General features: G+C 66.9%; 29 protein-coding genes and 2 riboswitches. Of the genes, 20 read left to right on the top strand and 9 right to left on the bottom strand.

Annotated elements, in window-relative coordinates; all coding sequences use genetic code 11:
• Both JKF87_RS07970 and lpxK read left to right on the top strand, forming a co-directional pair.
• Positions 1-1,302 (top strand): 3-deoxy-D-manno-octulosonic acid transferase, encoded by a 1,302-nt coding sequence (locus JKF87_RS07970; protein ID WP_201099202.1) that lies wholly within the window; start codon positions 1-3, stop codon positions 1,300-1,302.
• A complete protein-coding gene (lpxK, locus tag JKF87_RS07965; RefSeq protein ID WP_201099499.1) occupies positions 1,299-2,315 on the top strand; it encodes a tetraacyldisaccharide 4'-kinase in 1,017 nt (338 codons plus the stop codon). Before JKF87_RS07970 ends, lpxK begins: the two co-directional genes overlap by 4 nt.
• Here lpxK and JKF87_RS07960 read toward each other — a convergent pair.
• Entirely contained in the window at positions 2,300-3,625 is a 1,326-nt protein-coding gene (locus JKF87_RS07960) for a metal-dependent hydrolase family protein (RefSeq protein ID WP_201099200.1), read from the bottom strand. The two genes, lpxK and JKF87_RS07960, sit on opposite strands and share 16 nt — an antisense overlap.
• A gap of 250 nt (positions 3,626-3,875) precedes the next feature.
• Here JKF87_RS07960 and JKF87_RS07955 point away from each other — a divergent pair, with 250 nt between their 5' ends.
• Positions 3,876-4,433: a murein L,D-transpeptidase catalytic domain-containing protein gene (locus tag JKF87_RS07955; RefSeq protein WP_307417682.1), complete on the top strand. Its 558-nt coding sequence runs from the start codon at positions 3,876-3,878 to the stop codon at positions 4,431-4,433.
• Between the two features lie 182 nt (positions 4,434-4,615).
• Here JKF87_RS07955 and JKF87_RS07950 read toward each other — a convergent pair whose 3' ends face one another.
• From JKF87_RS07950 to JKF87_RS07930, 5 genes are all read right to left on the bottom strand, one after another.
• Complete coding sequence (locus JKF87_RS07950) at positions 4,616-5,407, bottom strand: TSUP family transporter (protein ID WP_201099191.1); 792 nt, start codon at positions 5,405-5,407, stop codon at positions 4,616-4,618.
• A gap of 29 nt (positions 5,408-5,436) precedes the next feature.
• On the bottom strand, positions 5,437-6,711 hold the full coding sequence (gene purD, locus JKF87_RS07945) for a phosphoribosylamine--glycine ligase (RefSeq protein ID WP_201099188.1): 1,275 nt from the start codon (positions 6,709-6,711) through the stop codon (positions 5,437-5,439).
• A 50-nt stretch (positions 6,712-6,761) separates the two neighbouring features.
• Complete coding sequence (locus JKF87_RS07940; RefSeq protein ID WP_201099186.1) at positions 6,762-7,211, bottom strand: hypothetical protein; 450 nt, start codon at positions 7,209-7,211, stop codon at positions 6,762-6,764.
• Positions 7,212-7,227: 16 nt separating this feature from the next.
• The gene (locus JKF87_RS07935; protein WP_201099184.1) at positions 7,228-7,389 is read right to left on the bottom strand and encodes a hypothetical protein; all 162 of its coding nucleotides are present in this window, start codon (positions 7,387-7,389) and stop codon (positions 7,228-7,230) included.
• A gap of 65 nt (positions 7,390-7,454) precedes the next feature.
• Positions 7,455-7,883 carry a PRC-barrel domain-containing protein gene (locus JKF87_RS07930; RefSeq protein ID WP_201099182.1) on the bottom strand — a complete coding sequence of 143 codons (429 nt, stop codon included), beginning with the start codon at positions 7,881-7,883 and terminating at the stop codon, positions 7,455-7,457.
• 213 nt (positions 7,884-8,096) lie between these two features.
• Here JKF87_RS07930 and xseA point away from each other — a divergent pair, with 213 nt between their 5' ends.
• The 6 genes from xseA to argS all read left to right on the top strand — a co-directional run bounded on the left by xseA (position 8,097) and on the right by argS (position 14,082).
• Complete coding sequence (gene xseA / locus JKF87_RS07925) at positions 8,097-9,704, top strand: exodeoxyribonuclease VII large subunit (protein ID WP_201099180.1); 1,608 nt, start codon at positions 8,097-8,099, stop codon at positions 9,702-9,704.
• 84 nt (positions 9,705-9,788) lie between these two features.
• Positions 9,789-10,295, top strand: a complete 507-nt coding sequence (gene lspA / locus JKF87_RS07920; protein WP_201099178.1) for a signal peptidase II — start codon at positions 9,789-9,791, stop codon at positions 10,293-10,295.
• A 70-nt stretch (positions 10,296-10,365) separates the two neighbouring features.
• Positions 10,366-10,929 (top strand): DUF3035 domain-containing protein, encoded by a 564-nt coding sequence (locus JKF87_RS07915; RefSeq protein WP_201099170.1) that lies wholly within the window; start codon positions 10,366-10,368, stop codon positions 10,927-10,929.
• Positions 10,930-11,029: 100 nt separating this feature from the next.
• On the top strand, positions 11,030-11,473 hold the full coding sequence (locus JKF87_RS07910) for a PaaI family thioesterase (protein ID WP_201099168.1): 444 nt from the start codon (positions 11,030-11,032) through the stop codon (positions 11,471-11,473).
• 130 nt (positions 11,474-11,603) lie between these two features.
• On the top strand, positions 11,604-12,278 hold the full coding sequence (locus tag JKF87_RS07905; RefSeq protein ID WP_201099166.1) for a Tat pathway signal sequence domain protein: 675 nt from the start codon (positions 11,604-11,606) through the stop codon (positions 12,276-12,278).
• Between the two features lies 1 nt (position 12,279).
• Entirely contained in the window at positions 12,280-14,082 is a 1,803-nt protein-coding gene (gene argS / locus JKF87_RS07900) for an arginine--tRNA ligase (RefSeq protein WP_201099165.1), read from the top strand.
• Between the two features lie 3 nt (positions 14,083-14,085).
• On the opposite strand, the gene JKF87_RS07895 is transcribed toward argS, so the two are convergent.
• Entirely contained in the window at positions 14,086-14,247 is a 162-nt protein-coding gene (locus tag JKF87_RS07895; protein ID WP_201099163.1) for a hypothetical protein, read from the bottom strand.
• A 72-nt stretch (positions 14,248-14,319) separates the two neighbouring features.
• Here JKF87_RS07895 and JKF87_RS07890 point away from each other — a divergent pair, with 72 nt between their 5' ends.
• From JKF87_RS07890 to JKF87_RS07880, 3 genes are all read left to right on the top strand, one after another.
• Entirely contained in the window at positions 14,320-15,342 is a 1,023-nt protein-coding gene (locus JKF87_RS07890) for an adenosine deaminase (protein ID WP_201099160.1), read from the top strand.
• A gap of 7 nt (positions 15,343-15,349) precedes the next feature.
• Positions 15,350-15,658 (top strand): hypothetical protein, encoded by a 309-nt coding sequence (locus JKF87_RS07885; RefSeq protein WP_201099158.1) that lies wholly within the window; start codon positions 15,350-15,352, stop codon positions 15,656-15,658.
• Between the two features lie 104 nt (positions 15,659-15,762).
• Positions 15,763-17,061 (top strand): Y-family DNA polymerase, encoded by a 1,299-nt coding sequence (locus JKF87_RS07880; RefSeq protein ID WP_201099156.1) that lies wholly within the window; start codon positions 15,763-15,765, stop codon positions 17,059-17,061.
• A gap of 188 nt (positions 17,062-17,249) precedes the next feature.
• On the opposite strand, the gene pncA is transcribed toward JKF87_RS07880, so the two are convergent.
• Positions 17,250-17,882: a bifunctional nicotinamidase/pyrazinamidase gene (pncA, locus tag JKF87_RS07875; protein WP_201099154.1), complete on the bottom strand. Its 633-nt coding sequence runs from the start codon at positions 17,880-17,882 to the stop codon at positions 17,250-17,252.
• 15 nt (positions 17,883-17,897) lie between these two features.
• Positions 17,898-18,869 carry a class 1 fructose-bisphosphatase gene (locus JKF87_RS07870; protein WP_201099152.1) on the bottom strand — a complete coding sequence of 324 codons (972 nt, stop codon included), beginning with the start codon at positions 18,867-18,869 and terminating at the stop codon, positions 17,898-17,900.
• A 128-nt stretch (positions 18,870-18,997) separates the two neighbouring features.
• Positions 18,998-19,095: riboswitch (glycine riboswitch) on the top strand.
• Positions 19,096-19,099: 4 nt separating this feature from the next.
• Positions 19,100-19,178, top strand: a riboswitch (glycine riboswitch).
• Positions 19,179-19,236: 58 nt separating this feature from the next.
• Between JKF87_RS07870 and gcvT the strand changes: the two genes are divergently transcribed.
• From gcvT to JKF87_RS07830, 8 genes are all read left to right on the top strand, one after another.
• Positions 19,237-20,349 (top strand): glycine cleavage system aminomethyltransferase GcvT, encoded by a 1,113-nt coding sequence (gcvT, locus tag JKF87_RS07865; RefSeq protein WP_201099150.1) that lies wholly within the window; start codon positions 19,237-19,239, stop codon positions 20,347-20,349.
• 136 nt (positions 20,350-20,485) lie between these two features.
• The gene (gene gcvH, locus JKF87_RS07860; RefSeq protein ID WP_201099148.1) at positions 20,486-20,851 is read left to right on the top strand and encodes a glycine cleavage system protein GcvH; all 366 of its coding nucleotides are present in this window, start codon (positions 20,486-20,488) and stop codon (positions 20,849-20,851) included.
• Positions 20,852-20,914: 63 nt separating this feature from the next.
• Entirely contained in the window at positions 20,915-21,358 is a 444-nt protein-coding gene (locus JKF87_RS07855; RefSeq protein ID WP_201099146.1) for a hypothetical protein, read from the top strand.
• On the top strand, positions 21,359-22,711 hold the full coding sequence (gene gcvPA, locus JKF87_RS07850) for an aminomethyl-transferring glycine dehydrogenase subunit GcvPA (RefSeq protein ID WP_201099144.1): 1,353 nt from the start codon (positions 21,359-21,361) through the stop codon (positions 22,709-22,711).
• Positions 22,712-22,725: 14 nt separating this feature from the next.
• Complete coding sequence (gcvPB, locus tag JKF87_RS07845) at positions 22,726-24,294, top strand: aminomethyl-transferring glycine dehydrogenase subunit GcvPB (RefSeq protein ID WP_201099142.1); 1,569 nt, start codon at positions 22,726-22,728, stop codon at positions 24,292-24,294.
• A 107-nt stretch (positions 24,295-24,401) separates the two neighbouring features.
• A complete protein-coding gene (locus JKF87_RS07840) occupies positions 24,402-25,325 on the top strand; it encodes an SDR family oxidoreductase (protein ID WP_201099140.1) in 924 nt (307 codons plus the stop codon).
• 181 nt (positions 25,326-25,506) lie between these two features.
• Positions 25,507-25,911, top strand: coding sequence for a PGPGW domain-containing protein (locus tag JKF87_RS07835; RefSeq protein ID WP_307417691.1), 405 nt, complete (start codon positions 25,507-25,509; stop codon positions 25,909-25,911).
• Between the two features lie 133 nt (positions 25,912-26,044).
• Entirely contained in the window at positions 26,045-26,512 is a 468-nt protein-coding gene (locus JKF87_RS07830; protein WP_201099138.1) for a DUF6789 family protein, read from the top strand.
• The last annotated feature ends 4 nt before the right edge of the window (positions 26,513-26,516 follow it).

The raw sequence follows: 26,516 nt of genomic DNA, 5'->3' as shown, positions 1-26,516 counted from the left end.
GTGACGCCCCTGCCGCTGATCGCCTATCGCCTGCTGACCCGCGCGCTGGAGCCGCTGGCCCCGCGCCTGCTGGATGCGCGCGCGCAAAAGGGCAAGGAAGACCCGGTGAGGGTCGATGAGCGGCTGGGCTACACCCGCGCTGAACGGCCCGACGGCGATCTGGTCTGGCTGCACGGGGTCAGCGTGGGCGAGACCCTGTCGCTGCTGCCGCTGGTCGAGCGGTTTGTGAAGACGCGGCCCGACCTGACGGTGCTGGTCACGTCTGGCACGGTGACCTCGGCGCAGATTCTGGCCGAACGCCTGCCCGACGGCGTGATCCATCAGTACTCGCCGGTCGATGGGCCAGGCGTGGTCGAGCGGTTCCTGGATCACTGGCGGCCCGCGCTGGCGATCTTCGTCGAGAGCGAACTGTGGCCCAATATGCTGCTGGAGGCGCATCGGCGCGGGGTGAAGCTGGCCCTGGTCAGCGCGCGGATCACCGAAAAGACCGTGGATGGCTGGGGTCGTTTCCCGAAATCCAGCCGCGCCCTGATGAACACATTCGATCGGGTCCTGCCGCAGGATCAGGTTTCGGCCGAGCGGCTGAAACGACTGGGCGCCCACGTCGATGAACTGATCAACCTGAAGCTGGCGGGCGAGCCCCTGCCGCATGACGCCGCCGCCTTCAGCCGCATCAGCGAAGCCATCGGCGATCGGCCCGTGGTGGTGGCGGCCAGCACCCATGAGGGCGAGGAGATCGCCATCATCCGTGCGCTGGACAAGCTGCCTGACCGCGCCTGTCTGATCCTGTTGCCGCGCCACCCGGATCGGGCGCCCGCCATCGCCGCCGCGCTTCAGGCCGAGGGTTTCGCCTTCGCCATGCGGTCGCGCGGTGAGAACATCGGGCGCGACACGGACATCTACCTGGCCGACACCCTGAACGAGATGGGCCTGTTCCTGCGTCTGGCCGACGTGGTGGTGATGGGCGGGTCGTTCGCGCCTGCCCTGGGCCTTGAGCCGGTCGGGGGGCATAATCCGCTGGAGCCTGCGCGGCTGGCCCGGCCAACGATCAGCGGGCCGGACGCCTCCAACTGGGCCACCGTGACCTCGTCGCTGGCCGAGGCGGGCGGGCTGATCCTGGTGCAGGGCCCACATGAACTGGCTGGGGTCGTCGCGCCCCTGCTGGCCGACCCGGCGGCGGCCAAGGCCATGGGCGAACGGGCCAAGCGCGCGGCGGCGGAGGCAGGCGGCGGGCTGGACCGGCTGTGGTCGCTGCTGACGCCCTTGATCCCGCCGACGCCAGCCAAGGGGATGTGGCGATGAAGCTGAACACCCCGCGATGGTGGTACATCCGCGACAGCAGCCACGCGCGTGTGACGCGCACGGTGCTGAAGCCGCTGGGCTGGATCTGGGCCGGGGTGACAGCCAGCAAGATCGCCAAGGCCACGCCGGTCGATCCCGGCTGCGCGGTCATATCGGTCGGCAATCTGACGGTGGGCGGATCGGGCAAGACGCCGGTTGCGCGCGAGACGCTGCGGCTGCTGCACGCTGCGGGCGTTGAGGCGCATGGGTTGTCACGCGGCTATGGCGGGCGGCTGGAGGGGCCGGTGCAGGTCGATCCGGCTACGCATACGGCGGCGGACGTGGGCGATGAGCCGCTGATGCTGGCGCAAGACGCGCCGGTATGGATTTCACGCGACCGGATCGAGGGCGCCAGGGCGGCGGTCGCGGACGGGGCGCAGGCTGTGGTGCTGGACGACGGGCATCAGAACCCCGCGCTGAAAAAGACCGTCAGCCTGATCGTCGTGGACGGCGAGACGCGCGGCGACGAATGGCCGTTCGGGGATGGGTCGGTGTTTCCGTCCGGCCCGATGCGCGAGCCGCTGAAGGCCGGACTAGCGCGCGCCGATGCGGTGGTGGTGATGCTGCCGACCGATGTGGACGCCGCTGACCCGGGACTGCTTGAAATGTTCGGCGACCTGCCCGTCTTCATCGCGCGGCTGACCCCGGAGGGGCCTCCGCCGTCCGGCCCGCAGGTCGGATTCGCAGGCATCGCCAAGCCGTGGAAGGTCGAACGGTCGCTGAAGGCGGCGGGGTGCGATCTGGCGGACTTCGTCCCCTTCCCCGACCATGCGGCCTATAGCGCCGAGAACATGAAGTTCCTGGAGGACCGGGCGGCGGTTTACGGCGCCGGTCTGGTCACGACCGAAAAGGACTGGGTCAGGCTGACGCCCGACCAGCGCACGCGCGTGGCGGCCTGGCCGGTCGTCGCCCGGTTCGATGATCAGGCGGCTTTCGCCGCCTTCCTAACCGGCAGGATTCAGTCGGCGCGGTAAACCACGCCGTTGCGCATCACGAACTTCACGCGCTCCAGTTCGGTCACGTCCGTCAGAGGATCACCTGCGACAGCGACGATGTCGGCGGCGCGGCCGACGGCGATCTTGCCCGCCTCATCCGCGATTTTCAGGTGTTCGGCGGCGCCGACGGTGGCGGCCTGAATGGCCTCCAACGGGGTCAGACCGGCGCGGACCAGAAGCGCGAACTCCTGAGCATTGTCGCCGTGGGCCGAGACGCCCGAGTCGGTGCCAAAGGCGATCTTGACCCCGGCGTTGTGCGCGCGACGGGCCATATCCAGCATCTTGGGTCCGGCTTCCAGCGCCTTGGCCGTCTGGGCGGGCGTGAAGAAATTGTCCGGGCCGGAAGCCACGCGAGCCACGAAGTCACCCGCCAGCAGGGTCGGCACCAGCCAAGCGTTGTTCTGCTTGAACAGACGGATCGACTGATCGTCCAGATAGGTGCCGTGTTCGATGGAATCGCCGCCTGCGCGCAGGAAGGCGTTGATGCCGTCGACGCCGTGGGCGTGAGCCGTGACCTGACGGCCCATGCGGTGGCCGCTTTCGACGATGGCGGCCAGTTCTCCATCAGTGAACTGCTGGGCCAGACCCGCCGCCGTGTTCGACAGAACGCCGCCCGTCGCCGTGATCTTGATGATGTCAGCCCCGGCGCGAACCTGGGTGCGAACGGCGCGCATGCAGTCCTCTGCGCCCGAACAGACGCTTTCTGGCGACATCACATGCAGGATGTCCTCGCGATAGCCGTTGGCGTCGCCGTGCCCTCCGTGAATCGACACCGAACTGCCCGAGGCGATGATGCGCGGCCCCGGCACGTCGCCGTTTCTGACCGCATTGCGCAGCGCGAAGATCGCCTGATTGCTGGCCCCCAGATCAGCCACGGTGGTGAAGCCCGCCAAAAGTGTCCGATGCGCATAACGCGCGCCGACCATCGCCTGATCAGCCTCGGACAGGGTGATGCGGTCGATGCGCGTATTTGGGCCTTGCTGGCTGGTCAGATGAACGTGGCTGTCGATCAGACCGGGCAGGACGAAGGCGTCGCGCAGATTCACAACAGCGCCTTGCGAAGCGTCGCCGACGAAGCCGTCACGCACTTCTACGACTTGGTTCCCTCTGATCACGAGAGTTTTACCACGTTGCACAACGCCGTTGGACGGATCCGCCAGCAGACGCCCTGCCTCAACGAACACTGTCGGCTGTGAAGCCGCTGTTCCAGTGGCAGCCGGGGTTTGCTGCGCAAACACCCCTGTGGCCGACGCCAACAGCGCCGCCAGCGCCAAACTCATTTTTTTCATTGTTCCCTCCCAACGGCATCCCTGCCGCAAAATAGCCCCACAAGGCTCAGGTTGCCTGAGCCGTAACCTTTTGAAACAAACCAGCCTCAAGAACAAACCGCAACGAGGGCGTCGCATGCGGCTATCGAGACGAGGCATGATTCTGGGTGGTTCGGCCCTGCTGACCGGTTGCGCGAGCGCAAGCGCGAAGGCGCCGATCACGACACTGGCGCAAGCCGCACCAATCGCTTCGCCTAGCGTGGAGCTGCCGGTGATTCAGACGGGCGTTCTGCCGCCGCCTCCGCTCGATCCCCGCCGTCACGTCCGCAAGGAGCTGATGGACCGCGCCATGGCGGCGCTGGACACCCACCACCGAAAACTGCCGCTGCGCGATCGGATGTATCTGGTCGACTTCAAGAAATTCTCGGGCGAGGAGCGGCTGTACGAGGTCGACCTGATCAGCGGCGAAGTGAAGGTGCTGCGCACCTGCCACGGACGCGGGTCGGACCCCAGCCATTCGGGCTACGCCCAGCGGTTCTCGAACACGCCGGATTCGAACATGTCCTCGGTCGGGGCCTACGCCACCGCTGGGGCCAGCTGGGGCCGCCAGCAGGGGCCGAACGTACTGCTGGACGGGCTGGAATACACCAACGACAAGGCCCGCGAGCGCGCCATCATCATCCACGGCGCGGACTATGCGGACCCGCAGTTCCTGGCCCGCGAAGGCAAGCTGGGCCGCAGCTACGGCTGTTTCTCGGTGGCCCACACGGACTTGCCGGACCTGCGCGAACGGATGGGCGAAGGCCGCCTGCTGTACGCGGCCGCCTGAGGGGGCTCCAGGTTCGATCCGCATCCAAGAGCGTCATTCCGGGGCGAGCGGAGCGAAGAACCCGCAACCCAGGGCCACAGCCGCACCGCTGGACACATTCGACACCAGATATGAGCCTCCTGGCTTCCGGGTTCGTCCTGCGGACGCCCCGGAATGACGGTCTAGCCTGATCTCGACCAGACCTAACCGAACCAGCCCGCGACCATGATCCGCAGGGGATTGGCCGGGTCGGACAGCAGCTTGGCCACCATGCCCAGCGAGATCACCACCAGCAGCGGGCGGATCAGGCGCGGGCCGAAGCGCATCGCCGAATGGGCGCCCAGACGCCCGCCGATGATCTGGCCCACGGCCATCGATCCGCCCAGCAGCCACAGCACATGGCCGCCCGCCGCCAGAACCACCACGGAGATGACATTGCTCATCAGGTTCAGGGCCTTGGTGTGCGCCGTCGCGCGCGTCAGACCCATGCCCATCAGGGTGACGAGGCTGAGCGCGAAAAAGGAGCCGGTGCCGGGGCCGAAGAAGCCGTCGTAGAAGCCGATGCCTCCGGCGACCGCGCTATAGGCCAGGGGCGTCAAGCGGGCGTGGGCGTCCTCGTCGCTGGCCTTGGGTCCGAACAGGAAATACAGGGCGATGGCGATCAGCAGGACCGGCAGCAGCACCATCAGCCAACGGGTGTCGACCACCGTGACGGCGAAGGCGCCCAGCCCGGCCCCAACGAGAGTCGCCGCCAGCGGCCATTTCAGGATGCCGAAGTCGATCCGGCCCGCCCGCCAATAGCTCCAGGTCGCCGAGGCCGTGCCGAAACTGGCCTGAACCTTGTTGGTGGCGATGGCGGCGACCGGCGGAACGCCCGCCGCCAGCAGGGCCGGAACCGTGATCAGACCGCCACCGCCTGCGATGGCGTCGACAAACCCCGCCGCCACAGCCGCAAGGCACAACAGGGCGATGATCTCGGGGGCCAGTTCAACCATGCGATACTCTCACTCGGCCGGTGTTCGGCCTATTCGCGGTCCAGCGCGCGCCAGCCTATGTCGGTGCGGTTGAAGCCGCCCGGCCAGTCGATCTTGGCGATGGCCTCATAGGCGCGTTCGCGGGCCTGGGCGATGTCGTCGCCCTCGGCGCAGACGTTCAGCACGCGCCCGCCCGCAGCGGTCAGGGCGCCGTCGTCGCGACGCTTGGTCCCGGCATGGAAAACCTGGACATGAGGGCCGAAATCCTGATCGGCGCCGCGGATGGTCGAACCTTCCAGCGGGCTGTCAGGATAGCCCTTGGCCGCCATGACCACGCAGATCACCGTCTGGGGCTTGAAGGCCGCAGGCGGCAGGCCCGAGACGTCGCCGCGCGCGCAGGCCAGCAGATAGGGCACGATGTCGCCGGCGAAGCGCATCATCAGCACCTGGCATTCCGGGTCGCCGAAGCGGGCGTTGAACTCGACCACCTTGGGACCGTCCTCGGTCGCCATCAGACCGGCGTACAGAACGCCGCGATAGGGCGCGCCCTCTTCGGCCATCTTCTGAATGGTGGGCTGGACGATCAGGTCGTTGGCCTGCTGCACCAGATCGGCGGTGAAGACGGGCGCGGGCGAATAGGCGCCCATGCCGCCGGTGTTGGGGCCAAGGTCGCCGTCAAAGGCGCGCTTGTGGTCCTGGGCGCCGCCGAACAGCACCGCCTGTTTGCCGTCGCACAGGGCGAAGAGCGAGCCCTCCTCCCCGTCCATGAACTCTTCAATGACGACGCGGGCGCCCGCCGCGCCGAAACGACCGCCCAGCATCCGCTCGATCTCGGCCTCGGCGTCCTGACGATCCGGGCTGATGGCCACGCCCTTGCCCGCCGCCAGACCATCGGCCTTGATGACATAGGGGGCGGCGAACCGGTCCAGCGCGCCCTTGGCGTCAGCGACCGTCTCATAGACGCCGTAACCGGCGGTGGGGATGGCGTGACGCTCCAGAAAGGCCTTGGAGAAGGCCTTGGAGGTCTCCAGTTGGGCCGCCTGAGCCGTGGGGCCGAAACAGGGAATGCCCGCCGCCGCCAGACGGTCGGCCAGACCCGCCGCCAGCGCCAGTTCCGGCCCGACAACCACCAGATCAGCCCTGATCTCCTGCGCCAGGGCGGCCAGGCCCTCTGCATCGTCGGCCTTGACCGGGCAAAGCTCGCACAGCTTCTCGATGCCGGGATTGCCGGGGGCGGCGACAAGCCGCGTGACCAGCGGCGACTGGGCGATCTTCCAGGCCAGGGCGTGTTCGCGCCCGCCCGATCCGACGAGAAGAATGTTCATGAGACCGGGCAATGACGGCGTCGCTGCGGTCGGTCAAGCGCCGGGCGGGCTTATTCCGGCAAAGGCGGCGCGATATCGGGGCTGTAGGCGGGCAGAGCCTGCAGTTGGGCGGCGGTCAGACTGGTCATCAGATCCTTGTTCGCGCCGTTCTGGATCGGCGCCAGATCGGCGATCGGCACCATGACGTTCAACGCGCCGGGGCCCTGCAGTTCGACCACCACATGGGTCAGACGCCGCTGCGGATCCAGCACCAGCTTGGTCACCCCGCCCAGATCCGTGTTGTCGCGCGACAGAAGGTTTGCGCCCTCCAGCTGATCACGGGTCATGTTAAAGGCCAGCACCGTATCGCCGCTGACCGCGTCAGCCTGGGCCTCAGTCGCCGGAACAGGCGGGGCGTTGGGGGCCGACTGTTCGACGACGGCGTCGTCATCATTCTGGTTGGAGCAGGCGACGAGGCCCAGCCCCAGCAAAGCCACGGTCAGGACAGTCAGACGCTTCATCGGGTTGGCCCAGGGTTCAAAGGATCGCCGACAGCACATAGACGACGAAACCCAGCAGAATTATGCTCAGAATAATCAGCCACGGGCTCATGGCGCCGCCCGCGCCGCTGCGCCGCTGCAGGCCCCGCTCACGCGGGTCGCGGTCGTCCGGGTCTGTTCCTCTGGGATCAGCGGGCATGAGACAGGAACGACGAGAGGCCCCTGCCGTTCCCGGTCATCAGCCCAAACCCAGGGCCTGCGTCCTTATGGCGCCCAGGCGGGCAGCGCCTTGACCTGATCCAGCGTCAGGCCGGTGACCACGACATGATCGTCGCCCAAGGTCTTCACCGTCAGTCCGGCCAGCGGCAGGCGCACCCAGCGTTCGCCCACGCCGGTCGGGGCGACGATCAGGCCGGTCGCCTTGCCGTCGCTGCCCACATCGACCTTTTGCACATCCCCGACATCCGTGCCGTCGGTGGACAACAGATTGGCGCCTTCCAGCTGGGCGCTTCTCAGACCCAGAACCAGAGGTTCGCCCTGCGTCATGGCGGCGGCGTCGGGCTGGGCCGTCATGGCAGGGCCGACGGCGGGGGCCGTGTCGGCTGGCGCGGCGGCGGGCGGGGTCTCCTTCTGCTGGGAGCAGGCCGCGAGCAAAGCTGCTGCTGCGGCGGCGATCATCAGACTGCGGGTCATCGAACCTATCCTGGTCAAGAGGCATGGCGTCGATCAGCAAGGACCAAGGACCGGCGGACGGATCGCAGGAGGGGCGCTGTGGGGAGGCGCTCGGCTGATCACCCTTCGGGGGTCTGGATGGCGGTTGCCCGGCTCCATGAGCGACAAACGCATGCTGTCATCGACCGTTCCGCGCCCATTCCCGCATTCGGCGGCGCACGGTAAGGTGGCCGCATGAGTGACGACTCCTACGTTTTTGAAGGCCCGGCGGAACAGCCGACGCCGCGCGACAACAACCCGCCCCTGTCCATCTCGGAGCTGTCCTTCGCGCTGAAGCGGACGCTGGAGGAACGGTTCGGCCATGTGCGGCTGCGGGGCGAAATCTCCAAGGTGAACCGCCATGCCTCGGGCCACGTCTATCTGACGCTGAAGGACGACAAGTCCGCCATTGACGGGGTCATCTGGAAGGGGGCGGTGCGGGGTCTGGGCGTCCAGCCGCAGGCGGGGCTGGAGGTCATCGTCACCGGCAAGATCACCTCCTATCCGGCGCGGTCGTCTTACCAGATCGTGATCGAGAGCATGGAGGCGGCGGGCGCGGGCGCCCTGCTGGCCCAACTGGAGCGGCTGAAGCTGCGCCTGCGCGAAGAGGGCCTGTTCGAGCCGGGGCGCAAGAAGTCCCTGCCCCAGTTCCCACGCACCATCGGCGTCATCACCAGCCCGACCGGCGCCGTCATCCGCGACGTGCTGCACCGGATCGCCGAACGCTGGCCGTGTAGGGTCATCGTCTGGCCTGTGGTGGTGCAGGGCGATGCGGCGGCGGGTCAGGTGGCCAACGCCATTCGCGGGTTTGACGGTATTACGCCCGGCGGGCCGATTCCGCGCCCCGACCTGCTGATCGTCGCGCGCGGCGGCGGGTCGGTCGAGGATCTGTGGTGCTTCAACGATGAAGCCCTGGCCCGGACGGTGGCGGCGGCGCGCATCCCGATCATCTCGGCCGTGGGGCACGAGACGGACACCACCCTGATCGACTTCGTCTCGGACCGGCGCGCGCCGACGCCGACGGGCGCCGCCGAAATGGCGACGCCCGTGCTGGCGGACCTGCGCTACGCCGTTGCGGACATGGATCGGCGCCTGGTCCAGGCGGGCGGGCGGCTGATCGAGGATCGCCGCACCAGGCTGCGGGCCGTGGCGCGCGGCCTGCCTGCGCGGCCCGAAGACCTGCTGGCGCTGGCGCAGCAGCGGCTGGATCACGCCTCCAGCCGCCTGGCGTCGGGCCTGCACCGCAATGTGGCCCTGCATGAGCGGCATCTGGCCGTGGCGGCGGGCAAGCTGACGCCTGCCCTGCTGCGCGCCCGTCTGGACCGCAGCGACGACCGGCTGGGCAACGTCGCGGGACGTCTGGGCGCGGCCTTGCAGTCCAATGTGGCGCGCCATGAGCGGCGGCTGCTGCAGGCCGCCGGGCGGCTGTCGCCCGATCCGATCCATCGGCGGCTGGATCAGCGCCAGAACAGGCTGGAGGCCGTGGCCCTGCGTCTAGACGGCTGGGCGCCGCGTCGGCTGGAGCGGGACGCCGACCGGCTGTCCGCCCTGTCGCGCGCCCTGACCAGTCTGGACCCTGCCCGTCCCAAGCCCGGCTTCGCCCGCGTCGAGGGCGAGGACGGCGTCTGGATCACCGCCGCCGCCAGCTTGAACCCGGGTCAGTCGGTGCAACTGGTGTTCGGCGACGGCGCACGCGGGGCGGTGATCGAGGGCGGCGAGCCGCGCGTCGGATCGCCTGCCGCAGCGCCTAAGCCTGCGCCCAAGCCAAAGGCGCCGCCACCCGGACAGGGGGATTTGTTCTGACCCCCACGCAACGCAACCTCCATTGGCGGGGGCTGCGCTTCCTGCTAATCGCGCCCTTCCTGTTCGTCCCGCTGAAAGCGACGCATGAAGATTCCCCGCATCGCCCTGGCCGCCTATGGCATGGCCATCGTCGTCGTCCTGCTGGACCAGATCAGCAAGGCCTGGATCATCAGCGGCCTGCAACTGCAGGAGATCGGGCGCGTCCCGGTGATCCGTCCGATCCTGAACTTCAGCTGGGTCGAGAACACCGGCGTCAGCTTCGGCCTGTTCAGCGGCGGCGAGGCCCGTTGGGGGCTGAGCATCTTTTCGATCATCGTCTCGATCGCCCTGGGCTGGTGGGCGCTGAAGTCGCAGCGGCGTCTGCTGATCGCGGCCATCGGCCTGGTCATGGGCGGCGCCATCGGCAACGCCATCGACCGCGTGCGTTTCGGCTATGTCGTCGACTTCATCGACTTTTCCGGCACGGGCGTGTTTCCCTGGGTGTTCAATGTCGCCGACAGCGCCATCACCATCGGGGTCGTCCTGCTGATTCTGGACACTCTTCTGTCCGAACGCGCCGCCAAGGTTGGCCCCGCCGCCGAAAAGTCGTAATCCACCGTCTTCACTATGCGGTCTTCGCTCCGGGGGAGCACCCGCATTAAGCCGAACAGAGCCTGAAACCATGCGTATTCGCAGTGTCGCCGTCCTGACCCTCGCCGCCTCCGCCGCGCTCGCCGTGTCGGCTTGCGGCACCATCAAGCAAGGCGTCGGCCTGACCAAGGTCGTGCCGGACGAGTTCGTCACCGTCTCGACCGCGCCCCTGACCGTGCCGCCGGAATACGGCCTGCGTCCGCCTGCACCCGGCCAGCCGCGCCCGCAGGAACTGGCCCCTGAAAGCGCCGCCCGTCAGATTCTGCTGGGCCAACGCCAAGGCGTCACCCGCACGGCGGGCGAGCAGGCTCTGGTCACGCAGGCCGGCGCCGACCAGGCCGATCCGCTGGCGATCTATGTCGTCGACGACGAGTTCGGCAACATCGCCCGTAAGGACGAAAGCTTCGCCAACCGCCTGATGTTCTGGCGCAAGAACGATTCGGCCAGCCAGGCCGCGACCACGCGTCAGACCGCCGACGGCGCCGTGACCATCGACGCCACGACCGAGGCCGCCCGCGCCCAGGCCCTGACCGGCGGTCGTCCCATCACCATCGTTCCGCGTCGCAACAGCGGCTTCAAGCTGCCGGGCCTGTAAGACCCGCCTTTCCATACGGAACCAAGACTTTTGACGGACGCTTGCCTTGGCAGCGTCCGTCTTTATTGTAAACGGACCCCATCGCGCAGGATCCGTACCCATGACCGACGCCATCGACTTGTCCGTACTGTCCGGCGTGGAGCAGTTGCGGCTGGGCGCAAAGGCCGGTTTCACCGCCCCCATCGCCCGCACCGTCGGCTTCGACATGACCGAGATCGAGGAAGGCCGGGTGGTGTTCGAGGGCATTCCGACCGAAGCCGTCTATAATCCGCTGGGCACGGTGCACGGCGGCTGGATCGCCACCCTGCTGGATTCAGCCTGCGGCTGCGTGGTCCATTCCATGCTCAAGCCCGGCCAGACCTATACGACGCTTGAGCTGAAGACCGTCTTTCACAAGGCGCTGACGGCAGGCACGCCGGTGCGGGCCGAAGGGCGGATCGTGCAGATCGGCCGCCGCGCCGGTTTCGCCGAGGCGGATTTGCGGGGTCTGGACGGCAAACTGTACGCCACCGCCACCTCGACCTGCCTGGTGATGAGCGTCTGAGACGCAACTGAACGCCCAGTTCGAAAGCGAAGGTTTGCCGCGCCTCGCTTTAGCCGCTATCAGCGGCGAGCGTTCTATGATCGGCCGCCGATCGTCGCGCGCGCCCTTTCGCTGTCGGAAATATATGCTGATGCGTCGCGTCCTAACCGCCCTCGCCGCCATTTCGATCGCGGCGTCTGTCCTGCCAGTCGCCGTCCAGGCTCAGAGCGGCCGTCAACGCGGCGGTGGTCAGCAACAGGCCGCTGGTCAGGACGAAGCGCCGCGCCGGGCGATTCGCATCGCCCCGCTGTCGCGTCGCGCGAACGCAGGCCCCTGCCCCTATGTGAAGATTCTTTACGACGCCGCCCGCTATGTCGAGTTCGAGGGTGAACGCGCCGCCATCGCCAACGTCGGCTATACGGGCGAGATCGAGAACCTGGCGTCCGACTGCCAGTATCGCGGCGACGAGCCCATCCGTCTGGACATGCGCGTGCTGTTCCAGTTCGGCCGTGGTCCGCAGGCGGCCAGCGACCAGCGCACCTATCGCTATTGGATCGCGGTGACCGAGCGCAACAGCGCCATCCTGACCAAGGAATATTTCGACATCCCGGTGAACTTCGCCGGTCAGCGCACCGCCGCCGTGACCGAAGACCGCACCATCACCATCCCGCGCGCCGAGGCCACCACTAACGGCTCGAACTTTGAAGTGCTGGTCGGTTTCGACGTGACGCCCGAGATGGCCGAGTTCAACCGTTCGGGCAGCCGCTTCCGCGTCAACGCCGGAACGACCCCCGCGCCTGCCGCGGCCGCCCCCACGAGCGAATAAAATGGCTGATCTGAAGACCGTCCTCAGCGAAGCGGTCGCCGCCGCCTTCGCCGCCGAAGGCGTGGATGCGGCGCTGGCCCGCGTCACCCCGTCCGACCGTCCCGACCTGGCCGACTTCCAGTCGAACGGCGCCCTGGCCGCCGCCAAGGCCCTGAAGGCCAATCCGCGCGAACTGGCGGGCAAGATCGCCGAACGCCTGGGCGCCGATCCGCGCTTTTCCTCGGTCGAGGTGGCCGGTCCCGGCTTCATCAACCTGAAAATCGCCGACGCGACCCTGGCCGTGCGCGCCGCGGAAGTCGCCGCCGACGCCGATCACGCGGGCGCCGCGACGGTCGCCGATCCGCGCAAGGTGGTCATCGACTACGGCGGCCCGAACGTGGCCAAGCCGATGCACGTCGGCCATCTGCGCAGCGCCATCATCGGCGAGAGCCTGAAACGCCTGTTCCGCTTCCGCGGTGATGAAGTGACCGGCGACGCCCACTTCGGCGACTGGGGCTTCCAGATGGGTCTGCTGATCGTCGCCTGCGGCGATGAAGGCCTGGCCGACGCCTTCATGGTCGAGGGCGACGGTCCCTTCCCGGCCGAGACGCCCGTCACCCTGGCCGACCTCGACCGACTGTATCCCCTGGCCGCCGGCAAGGCCAGGGAAGACCCCGCCTTCCGCGACCGCGCCCGCAAGGCGACGGCGGAGCTGCAGAACGGCCGCCCCGGATACCGCGCTCTTTGGCGGCATTTCGTGGCCGTCAGCCGCGAGGCGCTGAAGCGCGAATACGGCGACCTGTCGGTCGATTTCGACCTGTGGAACGGCGAGAGCGACGCCGATCCCCTGATGCCGGAAATGCTGGCCCATCTTATGGACACGGGCCTGCTGGTCGAGGACGACGGCGCCCAGGTGGTTCACGTCGCCAAGCCCGGCGAGACGCGCAAGAAGAAGCTGGCTGACGGATCGGTGATCGAGGCCCCTTCCCCCCCGCCCCTGCTGGTCATCAGCTCGGAAGGGTCGGCCATGTATGGCACGACCGACCTGGCCACGATCCTGGACCGCAAGAAGGCGATCGGCCCGGACCTGATCCTGTACGTCGTCGACGAACGCCAGGCCGAGCATTTCGAACAGGTGTTCCGCGCCGCCTATCTGGCCGGATACGCGCCCGATAAGTCGCTGGAGCATCTGGGCTTCGGCACCATGAACGGTCAGGACGGCAAGCCGTTCAAGACCCGCGCGGGCGGCGTGCTGAAACTGCGGGACCTGATCGATCAGGCGACGGAAAAGGCGCGCGAGCGTCTGCATGAGGCCAAGCTGGGCGACGACCTGTCGCCGGACGAGTTCGAGGCCATCGCGCACAAGGTGGCCATCGCCGCCCTGAAATTCGCCGACCTGTCGAACGCGCGCACCACCTCTTACGTCTTTGACCTCGACCGCTTCATGAGCTTTGAGGGCAAGACCGGGCCTTACCTGCTGTATCAGGCGGTCCGCATCAAATCCCTGCTGAGGAAGGCCGCCAAACAGGGCGTGTCGGCTGGTCCCATCGTCATCGCCGAACAGGCGGAACGGGATCTGGCCCTGACGCTGGACGCCTTCAGCGCTGCTGCGTCGGACGCCTATGACAAGCGGATGCCGCACCTGGTGGCGGAACACGCCTATCGCGTGGCGCAGTCGTTCTCGAAATTCTACGCCGCCTGCCCTGTGCTGGTCGCACCGGACGAGGACACGAAACGTTCGCGCCTCGCCCTGTCGGCGGCGGCCCTGCGTCAGCTGGAGACGGCGCTGGGCCTGCTCGGCATCGAAACGCCGGATCGCATGTAGGGATCAGTCCGTCTTCTTCTTGTCGGAGAAGGCGGCGTCCACCTCGTCTTCGGTGATCCGCTTGGACGGATCGCCCTTCTGGCCCAGGTTCTGTTCCTCGGTGCCGTCGCCCAGAACGCCGGGCGTGGTGTTGATCTTGACCGGCTTGTCTTGTTTGTCCGTCATTGGGGTGCTCCTTGACTGCAGCCCCCCAACGCTTCGCCGTTCGGCGTCGTTCCAGCTTCACAGGAGGTCTTGATGGCCCAGTCTTCGCCCCTCGACGCCTATATCGCCGGTCTGCCCAAGGCCGAGCTGCATCTGCACATCGAAGGCAGTCTGGAGCCCGAACTGATGTTCGAACTGGCCCAGCGCAATAATGTCGCCATCCCCTATGACAGCGTCCAGGCGGTGCGGGCCGCCTATGACTTCTCGAACCTGCAGGACTTTCTGGACATCTATTACGCGGGGGCGGCGGTGCTGCTGACGCGCCAGGATTTCGAGTATCTGGCCTTCGCCTATTTCCAGCGGGCGGCGGCGGACAATGTGCGCCACGCCGAAATCTTCTTCGATCCGCAGACGCACACGGATCGCGGCGTGCCGTTCGGCGTGGTGGTCGAGGGGCTGATCGCGGGCATCGACCGAGCCAAGGCGGAGTTGGGCGTAAGCTCGGGTCTGATCCTGAGCTTCCTGCGCCACCTGACCGAGGATGAGGCCTTTGCGACGCTTGAGGCGGCCAAGCCCTATCTGCATCATTTCATCGGCGTGGGGCTGGATTCGTCGGAGGTCGGCCATCCGCCGTCCAAGTTCCAGCGCGTCTTCGCCGCCGCCCGCGACCTGGGCCTGAAGCTGTGCGCCCACGCGGGCGAGGAAGGCCCGCCCGCCTATGTGCATGAGGCGCTGGACCTGCTGCACATCGACCGGATCGATCACGGCAACCGCTCGATGGAGGACGAGAGCCTGATCGCGCGTCTGGCCGCCGAACAGATGACCCTGACGGTGTGCCCGCTGTCGAACCTGAAACTGTGCGTGGTCAAGGACCTGAAGGACCACCCCGTGCCGGAGATGCTGCGCCGGGGCCTGCACGTCACGCTGAACTCCGACGATCCGTCCTACTTCGGCGGATACGTGAACGAGAACTACAGCCAGTTGGCGCAGGCGGTCGGCCTGACGCGGGAACAGGTGACGCAGCTGGCGAAGAACAGTTTTGAGGGCAGCTTCTTGTCAACAGAAGAGAAAGCTACCCTTATTTCGGAGGTTGAATCTTACGCTGCGAAAGGCTGACGCCTGAATGATATGGTATGTCCTGTACGTGCTGGCGCCGATCCATCTGGTGACGATGGTGTCAGCGCATGGCGCTCAGTTCTGGGCAGATCATCTGCGTACAAGTGGTGTTATACCCAAGAACACACCGCCCTTGATGCGGGCTTTTGACCTGTTCGGGCAGCACTTCATTTCAGGCTTCTATTCGGATCGCCATAACCTGTACGGCAGCCGTTTCATAACGCGCTGTGTCAAGGTCGCTCGCATCGCTGCGCCCTTGGACTTAGCCGCCTTTGTCGTCTTGTTGGTTGCGATCTTTGGTTTTGGTCTAAAATAATTCCCTATTTTATTATCTTCCCGACTTGGTAGCTGAACCCAAGAATGACGAAAGGTCGGTGCGAGACGCTTCCGACCACCTTACGTTCCTGATATGTTCACGCCATGGATCAGGCGAACCCACAGCAGGACGACGGCGCGAACCTGCGATGGCTGTTCATCGACCTGAACGCCTTTTTCGCCAGCGTCGAGCAGCAGATGAACCCCGAGTGGCGGGGCAAGCCGCTGATCGTTCGCCCGGCTGAGAGCGAATACACCGGCGCCATCGCCGCCAGCTATGAAAGCCGCCCCTATGGCATCCGCACCGGCACGCGGGTGTCCGAGGCGCGCCAGATGTGTCCCGACCTGATCGTCGCCGAGGCGCGGCCCGACATCTATGTCGAGGTCCACAAGCAGATCATGGCCGAGATCGACCGCCATGTGCCGGTGTGGAAGGTCGGCTCCATCGACGAATGCTCATGCGAACTGATCGGGCCAGAGCGGCAGGAGGCGAACGCGGTCGCGCTGGCGCGGCGCATCCAGGCGGGCATCCGCAGGAATGTGGGCGAGTGCCTGCGGTCGTCCATCGGCCTGGCGCCGTCACGGTTCCTGGCCAAGACCGCCTGCGGGATGAAGAAGCCGGACGGGCTGACGATCCTGCGGGCCAATGAACTGCCCGGCTCCATCCTGCACCTGCCGCTGTCGACCTATCCGGGCATAGGATCGCGGATGCGCGAGCGGCTGGCCGCGGCGGGCGTGACGGACACGGCGGGCCTGTGGGACATGGGCGCCAAACAGGCCCGCGCCGTCTGGAACAGCATCGAGGGCGAGCGCATCTGGCGCGGCCTGCATGGTCTGGACAGCGAACCGACTCCGGAAAAGCCCCCCGCCTCCATCAGCCACAGCCATGTTCTGGCGGCGCAGATGCGGACGCCGGAAAAGGCGCGCGCGGTCGCCCGGCGTCTGCTGGTCAAATGCGGGGCGCGGCTGCGGCGGATGGGGCTGACGGGGGCGGTGGTCAGCCTGCATCTGGACATGGGGCCAAAGGGCGCCAGACGCGGCTGGGACACCACGGGCCTGAACTGCGCCGTCGTGCCGACCCAGGACACCTTCGCTCTTCTGGCCGCGCTGGACAGTTTGTGGCGCAGGGTCGAGCCCGAGCTTGAGGCCGGGCGGCTGAGCTATGTCGGGGTTGGGGTTCACAAGCTGAAGGCCAGCGGCGCCTTCGAGACCGACCTGTTCGATTCCGGCCCCGACCAGGGGGGCACGGCGCGGTCGCTGAAACTGTCGCAGGCGCTGGACGCGCTGAACCGCCGCTATGGCAAGGACACGGTCAGCATCGGCCCGAACGCGGGCCTGCCGGACTATATCGGCGCGAAGATCGCCTTTACGCGCATCCCCGATGCGGAGGATTTCTGGGAGTGAGGGCCTTCTCTTTCGTTCGTCATTCCGGGCGGAGACGCGGAAGCGTCGAAGACCCGGAACCCAGCGGCGCGCGAAAGCGCGAACCTGTCAGGAGACAGCCTGTCGTTCCTATAGCGGCTTAAACATCGCCTTCGGCGCCGCTGGGTTCCGGGTCTTCGCTACGCTGCGCCCGGAATGACGAAAGGGGGTTAAGCGAGCAGCGCCGCCGCCTTGATCTCCGTCACGCCCCGCGCCCGGAAGCTGTCGTACGCCGCCGCTTCAGTATCCGGCGCAATGGCGCGGCTGGCGTCGGTGATGACGACGGCCTCAAAACCTTCGCGGACGGCGTCTTCGGCGGTGAAGCGGACGCAGTAGTCCAGGGCCAGGCCTGCCAGAAAGACCCTTTGCACACCCAGATCACGCAGCAGGCCCGCAAGGCCCGTCCGGGTCCGGCGGTCGTTCTCGAAGAAACCGGAATAGCTGTCGACCGCCGGATTATAACCCTTGCGGATCACGGCCAGGGCGCGGTCGATGGCCGGCTTCACATCGGGGTGGAAGTCGGCCCCGGCTGAGCCCTGAAGACAATGATCGGGCCAAAGCATCTGGCGCCCATAGGCGACCTCGATCTCGGTGAAGGGCGCTGCGCCGGGGTGGTTGGAGGCGAAGGATATCTGATCCGACGTATGCCAGTCCTGCGTCGCGATCACCTTGTCGAACCGTTCCGCCAACTGGTTGATCAGCGGCATGATCCACGCCCCGCCCGCGACCGCCAGCGCGCCGCCCTCGCAGAAGTCGTTCTGCGGGTCGATGACCAGAAGGGCGTCGGCGCGACTGATGTTCATAACTCAGGCTCCGGTTCAGGCGCTCGCGAAGGCGTCGATTTCGTTGGCCGAGCCCAGGGCGACGGGAATGCGCTGGTGCAGCCCCGTCGGCTGGACATCGAGAATGGGCTGGACGCCGTCGGTGGTCGCCTTGCCGCCCGCCTGTTCGACCAGGAAGGCCATCGGATTGCCTTCGTACATCAGGCGCAGCTTGCCCGGCTTGTTCGGCTCGCGCTTGTCCCACGGATAGAGGAAGACCCCGCCGCGCATCAGGATACGGTGGACATCGGCGACCATGGCCGCGACCCAGCGCATGTTGAAGTTCTTGCCGCGCGGCCCCTCCGCCCCCTGCAGCAGGCCGTCCAGATAGCGCTGGACCGGCTCGGCCCAGTGACGCTGGTTGGAGACGTTGATCGCGAACTCCTTGGTGTCCGGCGAAATGGTGATGGCGTCGTGGGTCAGCAGCCACTGGCCGTCGTTGGACAGGGTGAAGCCCTTCACACCGTCGCCCGTCGTCAGCACCAGCATGGTCTGGGGGCCATAGACAGCATAGACGGCAGCGACCTGATGGCGGCCCGTCTGCAGGAAGTCGGCCTCCACCGGCGTCGGGGTCGCGGACTTCAGCACCGAGACGATGGTGCCGACCGGCGCATTGATGTCGATGTTGGACGAACCGTCCAGCGGGTCGAACAGGGCCAGATATTCACCGGCCGGATTGGAGGCGGGCTCGACCTGATCCTTTTCCTCCGACGCGACGCCGGCGATGGCGGGACAGGCCAGCAGCGCCTGGGTCAGCATGTCGTCGGTGATGACGTCCAGCTTCTTCTGCTCTTCGTCCTGGACGTTGATCTGGCCCGATGCGCCCAGCGCGCCGACCAGGGCGCCGCCCGCCACCACGTCGCTGATCCGGGCGCAGGTTGCAGCGATAACGGTCAGGACAGTCTTCAGTCCCTGCGGCGCCTCCAGCGCGGCGATGTGGTCGTCGAGATGAAGGCGGTCGGCGGACATGGAGGCTTTCCCGTAGGTTGTTGGGCGTCGCGCACTCATGGCCGCACAGGACGCGCGGGGCAAGCTCTGTCAGACCTCTGATGCACTGGCGACGCTTGACTTGAGGCCAGAGTCGATGGCTTAGGTCGGTCGCTCTCGCGGGAGAGTTCGGGGCTGGGAAATCAGGCTCGACGCCGAAGGCGCAACCGCCCCGGAAACGCTCAGGCAAACGGACCGCGACAGCATACGGACGCTGGAAAGCCGCTCTTCTACGGGCGCGCCGACGGAGCAAGGCGGAAACGCCGGAATCTCTCAGGCTTCAGGACAGCGGGGGCGCGAGGACGGCGGCGAAGCTCCGCCACAACACGCGACCGCGAAAGTCTGAACCATGACCGACCAAGCTCTCAAGACCACGCCGCTGAACGCCGCGCACCGGCGCTTAGGCGCCCGCATGGTGGGTTTCAGCGGCTATGACATGCCGGTCCAGTATGAAGGGGTTCTGGCCGAACACCGCTGGACCCGCGAACACGTCGGCCTGTTCGACGTGTCGCACATGGGCCAGTGCAAAATCACCGGCGCGGACGCCACGGCGCAGTTCCAGCGCTTCGTCCCCGGCGACTATGAGATTCTGAAGGCGGGCAAGCAGAAATACACCCTGCTGCTGAACAAGGACGGCGGCATCATCGACGACCTGATGGCGGGCCGCCCCGACCATGACGGCCTGTTCGTCGTCGTCAACGCCGGCAACAAGGACGAGGACTTCGCCTTCTGGAACGCCAATCTGGAAGGCGACGCCAAGCTGACGGTTCTGGACCGCGCCCTGATCGCCATCCAGGGCCCTGAGGCCGCAGAGCTGATGTCGGCCCATGAGCCGGTGCTGGCCGAGATGGGCTTCATGGAGACGGCCCGCCTGATGCTGTTCGGCGTCGACGCTTACATCTCTCGCTCGGGCTACACCGGCGAGGACGGCTATGAGATTTCGGTCCCAGCGGACCAGGCCGAGCGCATCTGGAACACCCTGCTGGAAGACGCCCGCGTCAAGCCGATCGGCCTGGGCGCCCGCGACAGCCTTCGTCTCGAATCCGGCCTGCCGCTGCATGGCCACGACATCGACGCCGCGACCACGCCGGTCGAAGGCGCCCTGACCTTCGCCCTGTCCAAGTCGCGCAAGGAACGCGCCGACTTCAACGGCGCCGACATCATCCTGAAGCAGTTGGCCGAGGGTCCGTCGCGCGTCCGCGTCGGCCTGCAGGTCAAGGAAGGCGCCCCGGCCCGCGAAGGCGCCGAGATCGCCGACGCCGACGGAAACATCATCGGCAAGGTCACCTCGGGCGGCCCCTCCCCCAGCCTGGGCAAGAACATCGCCATGGGCTTCGTGCCCCCCGCCTTCGCGGAACTGGGCACGGAACTGAAGGTTCTGGTTCGCGGCAAGCCCGCCGCCGCCGAAGTCATCGCCATGCCGTTCGTGGCGCAACGATATTACCGCAAGCCGAAGGCGTAACCCTCTCTGTCCGTCACCCTCGGGCTTGACCCGAGGGCCGGGCGATCAACCGCTCGTGCGAAGACATCGGCGCACGGACAGCACAACATCCGATCCTCGGGTCAGGCCCGAGGATGACGGCTTTAGGAGAAGCAAGATGCATTTCACCAAGGATCACGAGTGGGTCAGCGTCGACGGCGACATCGCCACCGTCGGCATTTCCAAGCACGCGGCTGAGGCCCTGGGCGACGTGGTGTTCGTCGAGGTGCCGGAAGTCGGCAAGACCTTCGCCAAGGGCGACAGCTTCGCCGTGGTCGAAAGCGTCAAGGCGGCGTCGGACGTCTATGCCCCCGTCTCGGGCGAAGTGGTCGAGGCCAACGACGTGCTGTCGACCGCCCCGGAAACCGTCAACGCCGCCCCGGAAGCCGATGGCTGGTTCGCCAAGATCAAGATCTCGGACGCCTCGCAGCTGGACGGCCTGATGGACCAGGCCGCCTACGACGCCTTCCTGGCGACGCTTTAAGCCGTGTTTACGGTCTGCTTCACCCACGCGACCACAACGCCTTCCCAACCTGGCCTGAGCCAGTTGGTCGAGGCGGCGCTGGCCGACTGCGGGGCGGAGCGGACCGGGCTGGAGGCTGAAGTCCGGCTGACCGACGGCGCGCTCATCTATCTCTTCGGTGAAGATGCGCCGGACGGCATGCTGGCGGAATACCCCGTTCTGACCCCCGAGATAGCAACGGCGCTTCTTGCCATCCTGCGACGCACCAGCAGTTTCATGCTGGACGGCCCCGGGGGGCGTCTGTTCGCTCGGGCAGCAGGCAATGTGGGCGAGCCCCGCACGCCCCTGATGTACGAAGTCGAACTTCTGGAGGTCGAGGACGCCGCGGCGCTCACCGACCTGTTGAAGGGGCTTCAAAGCAACCGAGGCGACACCACGCGCCGTTCTCAATCCTCGCCTTCACGCACCCCAGCCAGAGCCAAGCCGGGTTTTTCAATCACTGACTTCCTTTTCGGAAAAGCTGTCTAGATGCGCTACCTCCCCCTGACGCCCGACGACCGCACGGCGATGCTCGCCGCCATCGGCGCGAAATCCATCGACGACCTGTTTGTCGACGTGCCCGAGAGCGCGCGTCTGGACGGGCCTGTGGACCTGCCCCGCGTCGCGGGCGAACTGGAGGTCGAGCGCGCCTTGTCCGCCATGGCCGCCAAGAATGCGACCGCCGGCGCCGTGCCCTTCTTCTGCGGCGCAGGGGCCTACAAGCACCACGTCCCGGCCACGGTCGATCACGTGATCCAGCGGTCGGAGTTCCTGACCAGCTACACCCCCTATCAGCCGGAAATCGCGCAGGGCACGCTGCAGTACCTGTACGAGTTCCAGACCCAGGTCGCGAACCTGACCGGGATGCCGGTCGCCAACGCATCCCTCTATGACGGCTCGACCGCCATGGCCGAGGGCGTGCTGATGGCGACGCGCGTGACCCGCCGCAACAAGGCGGTGATCTCGGGCGGCGTCCACCCCCACTACGTCAAGGCGACCGAGACCGTGGTTCATGCCGTGGGCGTGGAAACGCAGGTGTTGGCCCCGGCGTTCGACGCCGAAGCCGCCGTCATCGACCAGATCGGTCCGGACACCGCCTGCGTCGTCGTCCAGACCCCCAACGTCTTCGGCACCGCCACCGACGTGACCAAGATCGCCGAGGCCGCCCACGCCGCGGGCGCCCTGCTGATCGTCGTGGTGACCGAAGCCGTGTCGATGGGTCTGCTGAAGTCGCCCGGTGAAATGGGCGCCGACATCGTCGCGGCCGAAGGCCAGTCGATCGGCAACGCCCTGAACTTCGGCGGTCCCTATGTCGGCCTGTTCGCCACGCGCGAGAAGCTGATCCGCCAGATGCCGGGCCGCCTGACCGGCGAGACCGTGGACGCCGACGGCGAGCGGGGGTTCGTCCTGACTCTGTCGACGCGCGAACAGCACATCCGCCGCGACAAGGCCACGTCGAACATCTGCACCAACTCGGGCCTCTGCACCCTGGCCTTCACCATCCACATGAGCCTGCTGGGCGAGACGGGCCTGCGCAAGCTGGCCCTGCTGAACCACGAGAAGGCCGTCGCCACCCGCGACGCCCTGGCCGCCATTCCCGGCGTGGAGGTGCTGACCCCGCGCTTCTTCAACGAGTTCGCCATCCGTCTGCCCAAGGGCAAGAAGGCCGCCGAGGTGGTGGATACCTTAGCCGGGCATCATGTGCTGGCGGGCGTCCCCTACAGCCGTCTGGCGCCCGACGCGGGGCTGGACGATGTCCTGCTGGTCGCCGCGACCGAGACCACCCTGGATCATGACATCAAGTTCCTGGCGAAAGCACTCGCCACGGTGCTGGCGGCCTGAGCGGAGACAGAACAATGAGCACGATGAACACTGTCGGCCGCCCGACCGCCCCGAACCAGGTCGATTCCAAGCCCGCCACCCTGACCGGCGGTCGCGGCCTGTTGCAGAACGAAGCCCTGATCTTTGAGGGCGACGGCTGGGGCAAGACCGGCGTCGATCTGCCGGAACCCAAGACCGATGCGTCGGACCTGGGCGACCTGGTCCGCAAGGATCCGATCGGCCTGCCCGGCCTGTCCGAGCCCGAGGCCATGCGCCACTACGTGCGCCTGAGCCAGAAGAACCACGCCATCGACCTGGCCATCTATCCGCTGGGGTCGTGCACGATGAAGCACAACCCGCGCCTGAACGAGAAGATGGCGCGTCTGGCCGGTTTCTCGGACATCCACCCCCTGCAGCCGATTTCGACGGTTCAGGGCGCGCTGGAGCTGATGGACACGCTGGCCCACTGGCTGAAGACCCTGACCGGAATGCCCGCGGTCGCCCTGTCGCCCAAGGCGGGCGCGCATGGCGAACTGTGCGGCCTGATGGCCATCCGCGCCGCCCATGAGGCCAAGGGCGAGCATGAACAGCGCCGCAAGGTTCTGGTCCCGACATCCGCCCACGGCACCAACCCGGCCACCGCCGCCTTCGTCGGCTATTCCGTCGTCGAGGTCGCCCAGACCGAGGACGGCCGCGTGGACGTCGCCGATCTGGCTTCCAAGCTGGGTCCTGACGTCGCCGCCATCATGGTGACCAACCCCAACACCTGCGGCCTGTTCGAGCGTGACATCATCGAGATCGCGCGCCTGACGCATGAGGCGGGCGCCTATTTCTACTGCGACGGCGCAAACTTCAACGCCATCGTCGGCCGGGTCCGCCCCGGCGACCTGGGCGTCGACGCCATGCACATCAACCTGCACAAGACCTTCTCGACGCCGCACGGCGGCGGCGGTCCCGGCGCGGGTCCGGTGGTGCTGTCAGAGGCCCTGGCCGCCTTCGCCCCTGCCCCCTGGGTGGTGCATGACGACAACGGCTATCGTCTGATCGAGCGCGAGGAAGACGAGGCGGAACAGGCCTTTGGCCGCCTGTGCGCCTTCCAGGGTCAGATGGGCATGTATGTGCGCGCCCTGTCCTACATGATGTCGCACGGCTCTGACGGCCTGCGTCAGGTGGCTGAGGACGCCGTACTGAACGCCAACTACATCAAGGCCCGCCTGCAGGACCTGATGAGCCCGGCCTTCCCCGACGGCCCGTGCATGCACGAGGCCCTGTTCGACGACGAATGGCTGAAGGGCACGGACATCACCACGCTCGACTTCGCCAAGGCGATGATCGACGAGGGCTTCCACCCGATGACCATGTATTTCCCGCTGGTCGTCCACGGCGCCATGCTGATCGAGCCGACGGAGACCGAGTCCAAGGCCGAACTGGACCGCTTCATCCACGTCATGCGCCTGCTGGCTGAGGCGGCGAAAGCCGGGGACGTAGACCGCTTCAAGGGCGCGCCCTTCCATGCGCCGCTGAAGCGCCTGGACGAAACCCGCGCCGCCCGCTCGCCGGTGCTGCGCTGGTCGGCCCCGGAAGGCTCCAACCAGGCGGCCTGACGGCCTGAAAGGTCTGAACGGCATGAAGCGGCGCTCGTCCTCTCGCCGGGGCGGGCGCTGTTTTCGTTTGTGCGACGCTTTTCGTCGTTTCGGGTCTAGGTTACCCCATGACCAACTGGACCACCCACGACATTCCCGATCAGACGGGCAAGCTAGCCATCATCACCGGCGCGACCGGCGGTCTGGGGCTGGAGACGGCGCTGGTGCTGGCGGGCAAGGGCGCAGAGGTCGTGCTGGCGGCGCGAAATCCCGCAAAGGGCGCCGAGGCCGAGCGCTTGATCCGTGAGCGCCACGCCGGGGCCAATGTCCGTTTCGACCTGCTGGACCTGGGCAATCTGTCCTCGGTCGAGGCCTTTGCAGGCCGTCATCTGGCGGATGGTCGGCCCATCGACATCCTGATCAACAACGCCGGGATCATGGCCCTGCCGAAGCGCCAGACGACGGCCGATGGGTTGGAGATGCAGTTGGGAACCAACTATCTGTCGCACTTCGCCCTGACCGGACGTCTGCTGCCGCTGCTGAGCGCGGCCAGGGCGCGGGTGGTGCAGCTATCCAGCATCGCGCACCGGGGCGGCCGCATCCGACTTGACGACCTGAACTACCAGAACGGATACGGCGCCTGGCCCGTCTATCAGCAGTCCAAGCTGGCCATGCTGATGTTCGCGCTGGAGCTGCAACGCCGCAGCGACGTCCAGGGCTGGGGCCTGACCAGCGTCGCGGCCCATCCGGGGTTCGCCCGCACCGACCTGATCGCCAATGGCCATGGCGACAGCCGCCCCAGCCTGTTCGCCCGGGGCGCACGGTTGATCGGGGGCGTGCTGAGCCATTCGGCCGCCGACGGCGCCCTGCCCATCCTGATGGCGGCGACCCTGCCGGATGCGACGCCGGGCGCCTATTACGGGCCGCTGGGGTTTCAGGAGATGAAGGGGCCGCCCGGTCGCGCCGTCATCAAGCCCCAAGCCCGCGACGCCGATGTCGCCCGACGTCTCTGGACGGAATCCGAGCGGCTGGCAGGCGTGTGCTACGGCTGAGGCGTTCCGCCGCGGCTTTCATGACCAAGACTTCATCCTGGCGCCTTGGATCGGCCATTCGCCCGCGTTGTTAAGGACTTGTGGCAACCCCGCCACGGTGCGCCTTTCCTTTCCCGACGAGGGATCGCGCGGCCGTGGCGGTCGTTGTCATACGGCCTTCTCCTCCCCATCTGGCGCACCTGTGACCTACGCACCCGCTCTCATCCACCCGCAGACCGCAACACGCAGCCGCACACTGCGCGTCGTGAAGCGCTGGGCGCTGATGGTGGGCGGGCTGTTTGTGGTACTGCTGGGCATCCTGATCGCGCCCCTGCCCGGCCCCGGCGGCATCCCCGTCATCGCGGTCGGCCTGATGCTGATCCTGAAGTCGTCCTATTGGGCCAAGCGGCAGTTCATCCGCGCCCAGTACGCCAGGCCGAAATGGGTCTATCCCTTCCGTCGTCTGATGCGGAAGAAGCCGGAGATCGCGCCGGTCTTCTGGCAACAGGCGCTGCGGGCCGAGAAGGTGGTGCTGAAACGCCCGCGTCGTCGTCTGATGCGCGCGCGTAAGGGCCTGCGTCGGTATTTCCGTAAGCTGTTCCGCTAGTTACCTCGACATCTCGCAGTTGCGTTGCTGCAACCGCTAACCACAAGAACGTGAACGCGGGGCCTCCCAACCCGGCGTATCCTGTGCGCGCGTTATCAGTGAACCGAAACATGCGTTGGGAGGCGCGAAGGTCATGATGTCACGCGTAAAAAAAGGCCTGATCGCGGGCGTCGTCGCGACCATCGCCGTATCCTTGCTTGAGATCCCGAACATGTTCCTCAACTGGTTTGATCCCTTCCAGGGGGTCATCGCCAGCATGATCGGCATGCCGGGCAACCTGGCCGTCGGCTGGGCCATCCACGTCTTCAGCGGCATCTTCATCCTGGGTCCGCTGTTCGGGGTGCTGTGCCCCCGTCTGCCGACGGACACGCCCGAAACCAAGGGCATCGTCTTCGCCGTCGGCGCCTGGGTTCTGATGATGCTGGGCGTGATGATGTTCGGCGACTACCGCACCTTCACCGCGGGATCAGGGTTCGGCACCATCGCCTGGCTGCTGATCACCCATGCGGTGTTCGGGATCGTGCTGGGCAATGTCTATGCCCGGCTCGTCGCGCGTGAAAAGCGCGGCGCCACGGTCATCGGCGGCGCACACGCCCACTGACCTG

It is taken from the genome of Brevundimonas nasdae, assembly GCF_016654005.1.
Taxonomy (GTDB): Bacteria; Pseudomonadota; Alphaproteobacteria; order Caulobacterales; family Caulobacteraceae; genus Brevundimonas; species Brevundimonas nasdae.
This window is presented reverse-complemented; position numbering and strand designations above follow the sequence as displayed.